Origin of the sequence: Enterobacter soli ATCC BAA-2102, assembly GCF_001654845.1 — a bacterium.
GTDB classification, from domain to species: Bacteria; Pseudomonadota; Gammaproteobacteria; order Enterobacterales; family Enterobacteriaceae; genus Enterobacter; species Enterobacter soli.
Genome location: NZ_LXES01000040.1, coordinates 14784 through 27367 on the forward strand (window position 1 = coordinate 14784; position 12584 = coordinate 27367).

General features: G+C 51.8%; 16 protein-coding genes. 4 read left to right on the forward strand and 12 right to left on the reverse strand.

All coding sequences use genetic code 11. From position 1 onward, the window contains the following. Window positions 1–28 precede the first annotated feature (28 nt). Complete coding sequence (locus M987_RS13950; protein ID WP_014069747.1) at window positions 29–256, forward strand: YceK/YidQ family lipoprotein; 228 nt, start codon at window positions 29–31, stop codon at window positions 254–256. Window positions 257–264: 8 nt separating this feature from the next. On the opposite strand, the gene M987_RS13955 is transcribed toward M987_RS13950, so the two are convergent. From M987_RS13955 to M987_RS13965, 3 genes are all read right to left on the reverse strand, one after another. Then, window positions 265–639, reverse strand: a complete 375-nt coding sequence (locus tag M987_RS13955; protein WP_014069748.1) for a MysB family protein — start codon at window positions 637–639, stop codon at window positions 265–267. A 98-nt stretch (window positions 640–737) separates the two neighbouring features. After that, window positions 738–1988: a multidrug efflux MFS transporter MdtG gene (gene mdtG / locus M987_RS13960; RefSeq protein ID WP_014069749.1), complete on the reverse strand. Its 1251-nt coding sequence runs from the start codon at window positions 1986–1988 to the stop codon at window positions 738–740. Between the two features lie 139 nt (window positions 1989–2127). Then, on the reverse strand, window positions 2128–3054 hold the full coding sequence (locus tag M987_RS13965) for a Kdo(2)-lipid IV(A) acyltransferase (RefSeq protein WP_014069750.1): 927 nt from the start codon (window positions 3052–3054) through the stop codon (window positions 2128–2130). A 222-nt stretch (window positions 3055–3276) separates the two neighbouring features. Between M987_RS13965 and trhO the strand changes: the two genes are divergently transcribed. Continuing rightward, window positions 3277–4326, forward strand: a complete 1050-nt coding sequence (gene trhO / locus M987_RS13970) for an oxygen-dependent tRNA uridine(34) hydroxylase TrhO (RefSeq protein WP_014069751.1) — start codon at window positions 3277–3279, stop codon at window positions 4324–4326. 42 nt (window positions 4327–4368) lie between these two features. Here trhO and M987_RS13975 read toward each other — a convergent pair whose 3' ends face one another. From M987_RS13975 to mdtH, 9 genes are all read right to left on the reverse strand, one after another. After that, window positions 4369–4947 (reverse strand): YceI family protein, encoded by a 579-nt coding sequence (locus M987_RS13975; RefSeq protein ID WP_014069752.1) that lies wholly within the window; start codon window positions 4945–4947, stop codon window positions 4369–4371. A gap of 1 nt (window position 4948) precedes the next feature. Further along, on the reverse strand, window positions 4949–5515 hold the full coding sequence (locus M987_RS13980; protein WP_014069753.1) for a cytochrome b: 567 nt from the start codon (window positions 5513–5515) through the stop codon (window positions 4949–4951). A 250-nt stretch (window positions 5516–5765) separates the two neighbouring features. After that, on the reverse strand, window positions 5766–5879 hold the full coding sequence (locus M987_RS13985) for a DUF2770 family protein (RefSeq protein WP_041162036.1): 114 nt from the start codon (window positions 5877–5879) through the stop codon (window positions 5766–5768). A gap of 61 nt (window positions 5880–5940) precedes the next feature. Further along, a complete protein-coding gene (solA, locus tag M987_RS13990) occupies window positions 5941–7059 on the reverse strand; it encodes an N-methyl-L-tryptophan oxidase (RefSeq protein WP_014069755.1) in 1119 nt (372 codons plus the stop codon). Between the two features lie 116 nt (window positions 7060–7175). After that, window positions 7176–7430, reverse strand: coding sequence for a biofilm formation regulator BssS (bssS, locus tag M987_RS13995; RefSeq protein WP_014069756.1), 255 nt, complete (start codon window positions 7428–7430; stop codon window positions 7176–7178). Between the two features lie 281 nt (window positions 7431–7711). Then, entirely contained in the window at window positions 7712–7957 is a 246-nt protein-coding gene (gene dinI / locus M987_RS14000; protein WP_014069757.1) for a DNA damage-inducible protein I, read from the reverse strand. A 75-nt stretch (window positions 7958–8032) separates the two neighbouring features. Beyond that, window positions 8033–9079, reverse strand: a complete 1047-nt coding sequence (pyrC, locus tag M987_RS14005) for a dihydroorotase (protein ID WP_014069758.1) — start codon at window positions 9077–9079, stop codon at window positions 8033–8035. Window positions 9080–9207: 128 nt separating this feature from the next. Then, complete coding sequence (locus M987_RS14010) at window positions 9208–9768, reverse strand: lipoprotein (protein WP_014069759.1); 561 nt, start codon at window positions 9766–9768, stop codon at window positions 9208–9210. Window positions 9769–9893: 125 nt separating this feature from the next. Further along, window positions 9894–11102 (reverse strand): multidrug efflux MFS transporter MdtH, encoded by a 1209-nt coding sequence (gene mdtH, locus M987_RS14015; protein ID WP_014069760.1) that lies wholly within the window; start codon window positions 11100–11102, stop codon window positions 9894–9896. A 236-nt stretch (window positions 11103–11338) separates the two neighbouring features. Here mdtH and rimJ point away from each other — a divergent pair, with 236 nt between their 5' ends. After that, window positions 11339–11923: a ribosomal protein S5-alanine N-acetyltransferase gene (rimJ, locus tag M987_RS14020; RefSeq protein WP_014069761.1), complete on the forward strand. Its 585-nt coding sequence runs from the start codon at window positions 11339–11341 to the stop codon at window positions 11921–11923. 9 nt (window positions 11924–11932) lie between these two features. After that, on the forward strand, window positions 11933–12583 hold the full coding sequence (locus M987_RS14025) for a YceH family protein (RefSeq protein WP_014069762.1): 651 nt from the start codon (window positions 11933–11935) through the stop codon (window positions 12581–12583). The last annotated feature ends 1 nt before the right edge of the window (window position 12584 follow it).

Sequence of the window (12584 nt, forward strand, 5' to 3'; positions counted from 1 at the left end):
AGGCCGGTATTTTTTTATGAGGTAATGAATGAAAATAGTCATTGTAGCCATGATGGCGATGCTGCTTAGCGGCTGCGGCAGTATTATCAGCCGCACCATTCCAGGGCAAGGCCACGGGAATCAGTATTACCCGGGCGTGAAATGGGATGTCCGCGATTCAGCCTGGCGTTATCTGACCGTACTCGATTTACCGTTCTCTCTGGTCTTTGATACGCTGTTGTTACCGATAGACGCGCAGCACGGCCCTTACGAATAAAACGACGCTTAACGCTCGTCCCACTCATCTGCTGCGGTTTGCCCCTCTTCGGTATCCAGCGGAGGTTCGAGCTGAAACTCGCCCTCATCCCACTCGTGCAGGGTGTTTTCTTCAAGCCATTCCTGACGCAGTTCTATCTCGTCATAGTCACCATCGAAGACGGCCTGCGCAGCTTCACCACTCAATACCGGCAAACACTCTCCTTCGTCACCGTCATCAACGAAGAATTCGGCCTGCCACATAATATCCCCATCCTGGAGGACATATTTTTGAATATTGAGTTGTTGCACGTCAGCGTCTTCTTCCTCAATGCCAGGATTATCGGCGAGGAACTCTTCGCGAGCGGCATCAATAGCTTCTTCCAGTGTGGCGTACATGGTCATCGGTTTCTCCCTGTTTTCGAGAAGGTATTCAGGGAAAGAATAGCTGATTATCAGATCCTGCAAGTATGAATACGAAAATATGCCGTCACGCCTTCGTCTTATTCGCGGGCAGGACTATTTTTTTCAACCTGCTCGCCGGGAGCAGGACGCAATGCTCTCGATAAACTGAACCAGGAATAGATGGCGTTAAACAGGACCACACTAGCCGTCACGATAAACACAGCGCGAAAACCAAAACTGGCAGAAATGCCTGCGCCGACAAGAGGCCCGGTGACGTTGCCGATATCACGGAACGACTGGTTATAGCTAAAAATACGCCCGGCGATCTGATTGGTGGAGTTATAAACCAGCAGGGTCTGAACCGCGGGAAGCAGTGCGCCATCTGCGGCACCCAGCAGGAAGCGGAGTACGCCGAGCTGCCACGGGGATTGCACCATCGACATCGGGATGAGCAACAATACCGAGATAACCAGCGCGCAAATCAGGATTTTCTCCGGGCCAATTTTGTCGCCCAGTCTTCCCAGACGCGGCGCACTCAGCAGCGCGGCAACCCCGGGGACAGAAGCAATAAGCCCGCTGATAAAGGCTATATTATTCACATTGCCCGCCAGGTCACGCACGTAGAGCGTCAGAATCGGAGCAATAGAGCCGGTCGCGACCTGGATTATCATGGTGGTGACAAACAGGCTCAATACCAGTTTCGGGTTTTTCAGTGAAGCCAGAACATCCCTGGCATGGAGCATCTCTTTTTTGGCAACCGGGGTGAAATTTTCCCGGATACAGAGCAGGGTGACGATAAAACAGAGGAACAGCACGCTGGCGGTGATGAAAAAGACCGGTCTCAAACCGTAACTATCTGCCAGTAAGCCACCCGCAAGTGGCCCCAGTAGCGCGCCGCTCACCGCACCGGTTGACAGCGTCCCCAGTGCCCAGCCGCTTTTATGCCGAGGAATTTGCGTGGCGATAAGTGCGTTTGCATTGGGCACAAAACCACCCAGCAGGCCCAGCAATGCACGCAATATCAGGAACTGCCAGACGTTCTGCGCCATGCCCATCAGCACCATGATGATGGACATGCCAAGCGCGGAACGCAACAGCATGATTTTTCGCCCTTTACGGTCGGCAAGACCACCCCAGAATGGTGAGGCAATCGCCGAGAACAGGAAGGTGATACTGAATACCAGACCTGACCACATATTCAGCGCGCTGTGGCCCGTTACGCCAAGCTGCTCCACGTAGAGGGGAAGGAAAGGCATCACCAGGCTGAATGCTGCACCAGTGAGAAAACAGCCAAGCCAGGCAACCGCGAGGTTACGTTTCCAGTTTATGGGGGCATCTGAGGGTGACATAACAATCCGCATAACGAGGTGCAGCGCACGATAAGGTAGAGGTAATAAGCCTGCTAATTATGCGCCTGGGTTATGATTGCTGCAATGTCGGGGAGCTTTTAAAGCTAAAACAAAATGCGGCCACTGCGGCCGCACTGGATTAATAGCGTGAGGGGACACCTTGCGGGCGGGTTTTGAAGCGGCGATGCAGCCACATGTATTGCTCCGGAGCGAGCATAATGCACTGTTCAACAACGCCATTCATCCATTTTGCCGTAGTTTCGGCATCGTCCAGCGGCGGTGTCATTTCCGGTTCCAGCATGATTAACTGATAGCCTGAACCGTCAGGTTTACGGCGCGGGACAAAGGGAACGATAGCCGCTTTGGACATCCGCGCCAGCATCCAGGTGCCGGTTGTTGTTGCGGCTTCGTCGACCGCAAAGAAAGGGACAAACACGCTGGCTTGCGGACCGTAATCATGGTCCGGGGCATACCAGACAACTTCACCGGACTTAAGCGCACGGATCATCCCTTTCAGATCCTTACGGTCGATCATGCTTTTGTTTGAGCGCATCCGACCATTGGTCTGCACTAAATCGATCACCGGGTTGTCATTCGGGCGGTAAACGCCAATGCCAGGCGCCTGCATTCCGAACATGCGCGCGCCGATTTCCAGCGTCAGAAAGTGCACACCAATTAACAGTACCCCGGTCTGATTCTCCTGAAGCGAATGCACTGGCTCCATACCGGTTCCGGCTACTTCGGTCCAGCGTGCCATGCGCTTATCGGGCCAAAACCATGCCATACCGGTTTCCATTAGCCCCATGCCCACAGATTCGAAATTTCTGGCAACCATATCATGGCGCTCTGACTCGCTCATTTGCGGAAAGCAGAGCTCCAGGTTGCGGTAGGCAATTCTGGCGCGACGTTTCATGAATATCTGCGCGATACGACCCAAACCTTTGCCCAGACGGAAAATGACCGGATAAGGGAGTTGGACAAGCAACCACAAAAAGCCAATACCAAGCCAGGTTAACCAATAACGGGGATGCAAAAGGGCGGCAGTAAATTTCGGTAGCTGGGTCATGTCTGTCCTGTTTTCTTACGTCCTGAAGGTCTTATTGTCTCATTTTTTAAGGCTTAGCCAAAATGTCTGTCATCGAATCGAGCGTTAATGCAGCAAATGTTGCGTGCAATAATTATGACTGAGTGAAATGTAGCGCAAATTGTATGGATGTAAATTGTCTTTGTTTGCTATATGATGCCGACCGATTTTTCTTACTCTTAACGATTGCAGGACTTGTACACCATGCCAGTGTTACACAACCGCGTATCGAATGAGATGTTAAAAGAGCGTATGTTGGCTGAAACCGAACCGCGCACGACAATCTCATTCTACAAATATTTCACCATCAACGATCCACAAGCGACCCGCGATACACTTTACCAGGCATTCACCGCGCTGAATGTGTTCGGACGCGTCTATCTGGCACGTGAAGGTATCAATGCGCAGATCAGCATCCCTGAAAGCAAAGTCGATGCGTTCCGCGAATTCCTCTATGCGTTTGATCCCGCGCTGAACGACCTGCGTCTGAATATTGCGCTGGACGATGACGGTAAATCGTTCTGGGTGCTGCGTATGAAAGTCCGTGAGCGCATTGTTGCGGACGGTATCGACGACCCGAGTTTTAATGCGGGCGATGTGGGGGAATACCTCAAAGCGGCCGAAGTGAATGCGATGCTGGACGACCCGGAGGCGGTGTTCATCGATATGCGTAACCACTACGAATACGAAGTGGGCCATTTCGAAAACGCAATGGAAATCCCGGCGGATACCTTCCGTGAACAGCTGCCGAAAGCCGTTGAAATGATGCAGGAACATAAAGATAAAAAAATCGTTATGTACTGCACCGGCGGTATTCGCTGCGAAAAAGCCAGCGCCTGGATGAAACACAATGGGTTTAATAAAGTCTGGCACATTGAGGGGGGCATCATTGAGTATGCTCGTCGTGCCCGTGAGCAAGGGCTGCCGGTACGCTTTATCGGCAAGAACTTTGTGTTCGACGAGCGCATGGGCGAGCGGATTTCAGATGATGTGATTTCGCACTGCCACCAGTGCGGCACGCCGTGCGACACTCACACGAACTGCAAAAACGATGGCTGCCATCTGCTGTTCATCCAGTGTCCGGCCTGTGCTGAGAAGTACCACAACTGTTGTAGCGAGCTGTGCAGCGAAGAGAGCATGTTGCCTGAAGAAGAGCAACGTCGCCGTCGCGCGGGCCGTGAAAACGGCAACAAGATCTTTAATAAATCCCGCGGTCGCCTGAATACCAAACTGGGTATTCCTGACCCGGAATAAAGAAATAAGCCCGGTGGTACGTTGATTCACCGGGCTGCATTATTACGACTTCTGCTGAACACCTTCCACAGAAATAATCAATTCGACATCCTGGGACGCCGGGCCTAAATCCGTGGTGATATTAAAGTCTTTCAGGTGAATTTTCCCTGTGCCCTCGAAACCTGCACGCTTACCGCCCCATGGATCATCACCCTGGCCGATTAACGTTGCCTGAAGCGTGACCGGTTTTGTGACGCCGTTAAGGGTGAGATTACCGGTAATATCCAGTTTCTCTCCTGCTTTCTTCACCTCTGTTGAGGTGAATGTGGCCTGTGGGAATTTGGTTACGTTAAGGAAATCGGCACTGCGCAGATGCTTATCACGTTCAGCATGGTTAGTATTCACGCTGTTGGTATTAATGGTGACATTAACATTATCCGCGGCGGGATTTTTGTCATCAAATCGAAATGTGCCATCGAAATCGTTAAAGCTGCCATATAACCAGCTATATCCAAGATGCTGAATACGGAAATTGACGAAGGCATGTTGGCCCTCTTTATCAATTTTATAATCAGCCGCCACCGCAGAACCGGCGGTAAATAACAGCGAACCTAACGCGATACCCAACAGGTGTTTTTTCATTTTATGCTCCAGAGTCAACTGACGAACGGCCGAGCATCCGCTTCAGCGTATCGTCTTTATCAATAAAGTGGTGTTTGAGCGCAGCAAGCCCGTGAAGGACTGAAAAGATAACGATGCTCCAGGCAAGCCACAGATGAACAACGCCCGCGATGTCGGCCTGTGAGCCGGCATCCGTCAGTGTGGCGGGAATGTCGAAAAGACCAAAGACGCTGACCGGCTTGCCATCCGCCGTGGAGATAAGATACCCACTCACTAGAATGGCGATGAGCAGGGCATAGAGGGCAATATGTGCCCCTTTTGCGCTAAGGCGCGTGAATTTACCGTGGCTTTGCGGCGCAGGCGGTGGCGGAGAGATATGTCGCCATAACACGCGGAAAACGAGTCCCATCATCAGCAGAATGCCAATGCTTTTATGCAACTCAGGTGCCTGATGATACCAGCCATCATAATAGCTGAGCGTCACCATCCAGAGTCCAAGACCGAACATGGCATAAATCGCCAGCGCAAATCCCCAGTGCAAGCACATGGATATAATGCCGTAGCGCGAAGACGAATTTCGCAGTTGCATAAATATTACCATTCGTAATAAACAGAACGGTAAAAATGGACTGTGTAAAAAGATATTGCAACTTAAATAACTGAATAAGGATATTTATTTAATTTATTTCAGTGATTTTGAAAATGATGAGGTGATGTAATTCAGTGTGTTCGTGCAATTAACGGTTGGTTTATCATGGGGCCAGATGTTGATATATGAATCAAAAATTCGGTTAATTAAATTAATATAAAGTAATGTCAGTTATTGTCAGTGTTTCTTTTCAATAAAATACAATATAAACAAAATCGATGATTGCCAGCAGTGACCACAATAAAATATAGAGCATTAAATGCTCGCGGATATTATTGATAAGGTAGCCAACTATTTTGCGCATAATACCCCGCGAAGTGTAGTGATAAAACACAGGCTCCGAATCTTCGGAGCCTGTGGGCGTATTATCCGTTAAAACGCGAGAGCGAGAAGGGCGTCAGATCAAACTGTGGCTCGATCCCCTGCGCAAATTGTGCAGCGATTTCGCCCAGCACCGAGGCAAACTTAAACCCGTGGCCGCTAAGCCCGGTGATAAGCAGCGTGTTGTCATGGCCAGGCAGGGTGTCGACGATGAAATCTTCATCGGGGGTGTTGTCATAGGTGCAGGCTGCACCGTAGAGCAGGCCGCCGATGCCGGGCAGGATATTTCGCAGGAACGCAAAGGCTTCAGAACCGTCAGTCGGGTAAGCGCCAAAAGGTTTACGCTCTTCAGGTTCAGAGATAACCTGCCCGCCGTTGTGTTTGCCAATCTTGAGCGCGTCTTTTTCTGACGGGAAGCCGTAGAACTGATCGCCATTGGGCAACTCGCCGGTAAAGGCCGGGAATTTATTCTGGCTGCTGTAACGGCCATCCGCCTGGAACCAGGAGAAGACTTTACGTACAGGCTGTACCGGCAGGTCAGGCAGCAATTTTGTGACCCAGGTGCCGGCGCTGATAAGCAGGCGCGAAGCAGAATAGTCGCCTTCCTGGGTGCTGACGGTGACACCATCGTCATGATGGGTAATGGCAGTCACCGGGCAGTTAAATAGCTGGGCGCATCCGGCTTTTTCGGCAAGCGAAACCCAGGTTTTGATGGCCGTCTCGCAATGCAATACCCCGGAGTTGGCTTCAAACAGCCCAATGTAATCATCAGGAACGCGGATCTCCGGCCAGCGTTTCATGATGGCTTCGGCGTCCAGACTTTCGACATCAAGATTAAACTCGCGTGCGCTGTGTTCGACTGTGGCCAGAAACGTGGAGCGGGCAGGCCCGAGGTTGATAATGCCCGTACGGTCAAAGACGCGCTCTTCGGTGAGGGTGGCCAGTTCATCCCAAAGCGTCTGGGCACGCAGCACCAGGGGCACATAGCGTTCACCTTCGCCATAAGCGTGGCGAATCAGACGTGTATCACCGTGATGGCTGCCTTCAGAATGCGGAGGAAGATGGGCGTCTATCATCAGAACGTTAAGGCCAGCCTGCGTTGCATAATAACCTGCCGCAGAACCAACGGAGCCGCTACCTATAATGATTAAGTCGTATTTCATGGGTATCTCTTAAGCCAATACGTTGTTAGCAGAGTAATTAACATCAGGGGGTTATACAAGGGAGAAATAAATAAGGCACCGCGAGGGTGCCTGTTGAGTGAAAAGTAGGCATAAGGTTAATGCCGTTTATACTCATTTTCCTGGTAGTCGCCAGATTCTATTTTTGCAATACCTGCTTCCAAAATAGAAATAAACTGACGTGCGACGGCAGTGGTAAGCCACAGCGTCTGTCCAATTTCCGCTTCTTCACGGTTTGGTTGATTCGGGGTCTGGTAGTGCAAACGCAGCATCAAAGCATCGTAGCTATCTACGGTACTGATATCCCAGCCAACGAGAGGATGGGTCTGGATGACTTCACTATTCTTTTCCATGATAACCCCCTTAATACGTGTTAGAAGACAACGACTTTGAGGTTCAATACATGTTTATCTGAAGCAACTTCAGTATATCAATAAATAAGGGTTATGACGGGAAAAATAAATAGCTGGCAACACATTTTTCTGTGTTTTAGGATTGTTCGAACAATAAAACACCATCTTGTTCACGTTTTTTTAAGAAGACACACAATTATTTTGAACTATCCCGGATCCCGGATAGCAGATAAAAAAAAGCCGGGGCGACCCGGCAAAAAAACACAATGAGGGAGCAAGATTTAATCGGTGATGAACCAGTCGTCAGCACTTTCCCACGTTTCTTGCAGGATTTCGCTGATGCGATCTTTATCTTCTTTCGCAGCACCAATGACGGACAGGTTGTTCGCGGCAGCATAACGTACCGTTACGGCACCCTCGTTTTCCGGGAAACTGCTGTGAATACGGCGGGATAATTCGCCGGCAAGCGCATCAAGCGCGCCAGCAGGCAGAACGGTTGTTTTGGCGATGGTAACTTCAATACGCATAAATGCCCCCTGTGTAATATACTGTTTATTTATACAGGTATATTATGGGTTTGACAACAAGGGGCATTGATATTTTTAGCGTTTAACGGTCCAGTGCACAGTTTCACCCGCCAGGAATGGGATCAGCGTGTCATCAGTCAGCGGAATAGCCTCTTCAACCTGGTACGCGGTGCGCTCCAGTTCGATAAAGGTTTCATTGACAGGCAGGCCATAGAAACGTGGGCCGTTCAGAGAGCAGAAGGCTTCAAAATGCGCCAGCGCGTTCATCTCTTCAAACACAGTGGCGTAGCTGGCCAGTGCCGTTGGTGCGTTGAAGCAGCCCGCGCAGCCGCAGCTCGCTTCTTTGCGATGACGCGCGTGTGGCGCGGAATCGGTACCCAGGAAGGCCCGGTCGAAGCCACTTGCTACCAGCTCGCGCAGTGCCTGCTGGTGGATATTGCGCTTGAGGATTGGCAGGCAGTACAGATGCGGACGAACACCGCCTACCAGCATGTGGTTACGGTTAAACATCAGATGCTGTGGGGTAATGGTGGCGGCGATAAACTCATTGCCATCGCGAACATATTCGGCAGCATCTTTAGTGGTGATGTGCTCAAACACCACTTTCAGTGCAGGCAGACGCTGACGCAGCGGCTCCATCACAGTTTCAATAAAACGGGCTTCACGGTCGAAGATATCAATATCGGCGTGGGTAACTTCACCATGGATCAGCAGCGGCATCCCCAGTTTCTGCATTCTTTCCAGTACCGGCATAATGGCGTCGATACTGGTCACACCGTGGCTGGAGTTGGTGGTCGCATTGGCCGGGTAGAGCTTCGCAGCGGTGAACACCCCTTCGTTAAATCCACGCTCCACTTCGTTCGGGTCGAGTGAGTCCGTCAGATAGCAGGTCATCAGCGGGGTAAAATCATGGCCCGCAGGGACGGCATCAAGAATACGCTGGCGATACGCGATGGCGGCATCGACGGTGGTGACTGGCGGAACCAGGTTAGGCATAACAATCGCGCGGCCATAAATTTCGCTGGTATAAGGCACGACGGTTTTCAGCATATCGCCATCACGCAGATGGATATGCCAGTCGTCAGGGCGGCGGATTTTAAGAACCTGGGGTTGTGCAGTCATGGATGAGCTCCGGCTTGTCAGGAATCAGTCATTGGGATGGCTGTTTTTGCCGGACACAAATCATAAGCGGAAACGTTTTCGTTTGCACACATTTCCGTAAAAAAAAGGGCGCCTGAGCGCCCCTGGGGTTAATCGGTGAATGGAATGATGATTTCTCCCGGTTTCACCTCTATCCCTTTTGCATATTTTTTGGCAAGCGATTCGCCCTTGCTCTTGTCTTCGCTCAGAACATAGGCCGGCTGCTGGTTGAAATAGCTGCGCAGCGACTGGTTCAGATAGGGGATCAGGGTCTGGATCACCGGTTTCATCTTATCGGGTGAAACCACCGCATCCACCACTTCCATCTCTTGCAGATAGATGGCGCCTTTCTCTTTATTGAAGACTGGCAGTGCTTTGAGCTTGAGTTTGATATTCGCTTTCTGGCTGCCGAAGAGGGAATTCATGTCCAGGTCTGCATCACCGGAAAGGGTGACTTTGTTCGGCTCTTCGCGCCCAATCTGGCTGGTGAGCTTGCTCAGCACAATATGCGCGTCGGCAAGGCCCGGCACGCCAATGTCTTTTGAAAAGTTGTTATGCTTTTCCAGCGCCTGATTAATCTCCTGCTCACTGACGGTATATTGCGTAAGCTGGTTACAACCCACCAGCAGGCCGCTAACGACAAATGCTGCGGCAATGACGATCTTCTTCATGGAGTTCCTCAAAAAAATATCGGCGCTTCTGTCCTGATGCGTCAGTATGTCAGCGAGATATAGCAGAAACCAGCAGAAAAAACTGATAAAGAAGGGCGGGAGAGTGCTCCCGCCAGACAGAGAGGTTATGCGCCAGGCTCGAGCATCCCGCTCGCGCTGCGTTTCTGGCTGAACTGCCACCACAATGCAAGAAGCGTAATAAAGCCCACCACGCCCAGCATCATCCATGGAAGCTCCGGTTGATTCAGCGCTTTGCCCGCATCAAACAGCCAGCCGCCGCCGGCATAGCCCAGCGCGCCGCCAAAGGCCAGCCCAAGACGGCTGAACCCCATATAGCTGCCGCGGGCGCGGGCGTCTGCCAGGGAGGCACTCAGCGTTTCACGCGCCGGTTCGGCGATTATCGAACCGATGTAGAAGGTGCATATCAGCATAAAGAGCTGCTGCAAGGTGCTTACCAGCCCAATCGGCATCATGCTCAGGGTCATCAGCAGTAGCCCGGCCATCAGCCGATGCTCAAGACGGAACCGGCGCTCGCTCCAGCGGGCAATCGGATAAAGCAGCGTCAGGGAGAGGCAGGCTTCAATGGCGTACATCCATTTGACGGCCGCGGGTGAACCAGCAATATCGTTCACCATGATGGGCAGCATCAGCATGACCTGAACGGCGAGCATATAGTAGCCCGTCAGCGTCAGTACATAAGTGACGAAGCGTTTGTCACGCAGCACGCGGCTCAGCCCTTCACGCACCGGGGCTTTTACCGTCGATAATTTCCACGCAGGTAGCAGCCAGGCGTTAAAGGCTGCACACAGAATAAAGAGCACGGCGCCGGTGGCACACACCAGACGAAAATCATATTGCAGCAACCAGCTACCCAGCAGCGCGCCAACCACCGCACCGGCGCTATCCTGCATCATCAGAATAGAGAAGAAGCGGCCACGCTGGTTCGGGCGGATCAGCTTGACCACCAGTGCCGTTCGCGGGGGATCGAAGAGGGTTCCGCCGATACCGGAAAGGAAGCAGGAGAACCACAGCAGCCAGGGTTCATGCGCAATGCCCATCGTGGCGAAACCTGCCGCGCGTAACAACATCCCGGTGACAATCATTGGTTTGGCACCAAAACGGTCAGCGATAGCCCCACCAAATACGCCCAGCCCTTGCTGGACAAACTGGCGTAAACCCAGCGCGATACCGACCATTAATGCCGCCCAGCCCATTTGATCGACAAAACGAATCGAAATAAGTGGAAAAACGACAAAAAAGCCGAGCACGACCAGCATGTTATCGACTAGCAGGAAATATTTACCCAGGCTCCTGGCCTGTGATACGCGGGACATTTCCCCTCCAGGGAAAAGAAGAAGGTGAGCACGCTAATATTCTGCGGTGTCGCCAGGCTTTTTCCCACCCCGCCAGCAACAATATTTTTTTATCAAAAGGGTGCTTTGATAGAGACTTCTCATCGAAAAATGTGAAAAGAGGTCAAAATGGTATGTCACTGTTTTCACAGACGGCAAAGGCGCAGGTATAGTAAAGCTAATGGGTAGAGCAGAAGCGACGGGAAGGAGTGGTATCGATGTTTGGCTATCGCAGTAATGTGCCAAAAGTGCGCCTGACGACGGACAGGCTGGTCGTCCGTCTGGTGCATGAGCGTGATGCCTGGCGTCTGGCGGATTATTACGCCGAGAATCGCCAGTTTTTAAAACCCTGGGAACCCGTTCGGGATGAGAGCCATTGCTATCCATCAGGCTGGCAGGCGCGGCTCAGTATGATTACGGAGTTTCACAAGCAAGGTAGTGCCTTCTACTTTGCGCTGCTGGATCCGGAAGAAAAAGAGATCGTGGGCATCGCTAACTTTTCCAACGTCGTGCGTGGGTCATTTCACGCCTGTTATCTCGGGTATTCCATCGGTCAGAAATGGCAAGGTCAGGGGTTAATGTTTGAAGCGCTGACCACAGCAATTCGCTACATGCAACGCACTCAACACATCCATCGCATCATGGCGAACTATATGCCGCATAACCAACGCAGCGGAAATTTGCTGGCGCGTTTAGGGTTCGAGAAAGAAGGTTACGCCAGGGATTATCTGCTTATTGATGGTGAATGGCGTGACCATGTGCTGACAGCGTTAACCACCCCAGACTGGACAGCAGGTCGTTAAGGAGAAAAGATGAAATATCAGTTAACCGCCACCGAAGCACGGGTCATTGGCTGCCTGCTTGAAAAGCAGGTGACCACCCCAGAGCAATATCCGCTCTCAGTGAATGCGGTGACCATGGCCTGTAATCAAAAGACCAACCGCGAGCCGGTGATGAACCTCGGTGAGCACGACGTGCAGGATGTTCTGGACGCGCTGGTCAAACGGCATTATCTGCGCACGGTAAGCGGGTTTGGCAACCGGGTGACGAAGTACGAACAACGTTTTTGTAATTCTGAGTTTGGCGATCTCAAACTCAGCAGCGCAGAAGTGGCGGTGATCACCACGCTGCTGCTGCGCGGCGCGCAAACCCCAGGTGAACTGCGTTCACGCGCCTCCCGAATGCATGAATTCAGTGATATGCAGGAAGTCGAGCAAACGCTGGAAGGGCTGGTGACACGCGAAGATGGCCCTTACGTACAGCGCCTGGCGCGTGAGCCTGGCAAGCGTGAAAGTCGCTTTATGCACCTGTTCAGTGGTGAGGTGGAACTGCTTGAGAGTATTACTGAAACCGATGCACCAGAGGGCAATGACAGCCTGACGGCGCGCGTGGAAGCGCTTGAAGAGGAAGTCGCTGGGCTTAAACAGCGTCTGGATGCCTTGCTTGCTCATTTGGGAGATTAAC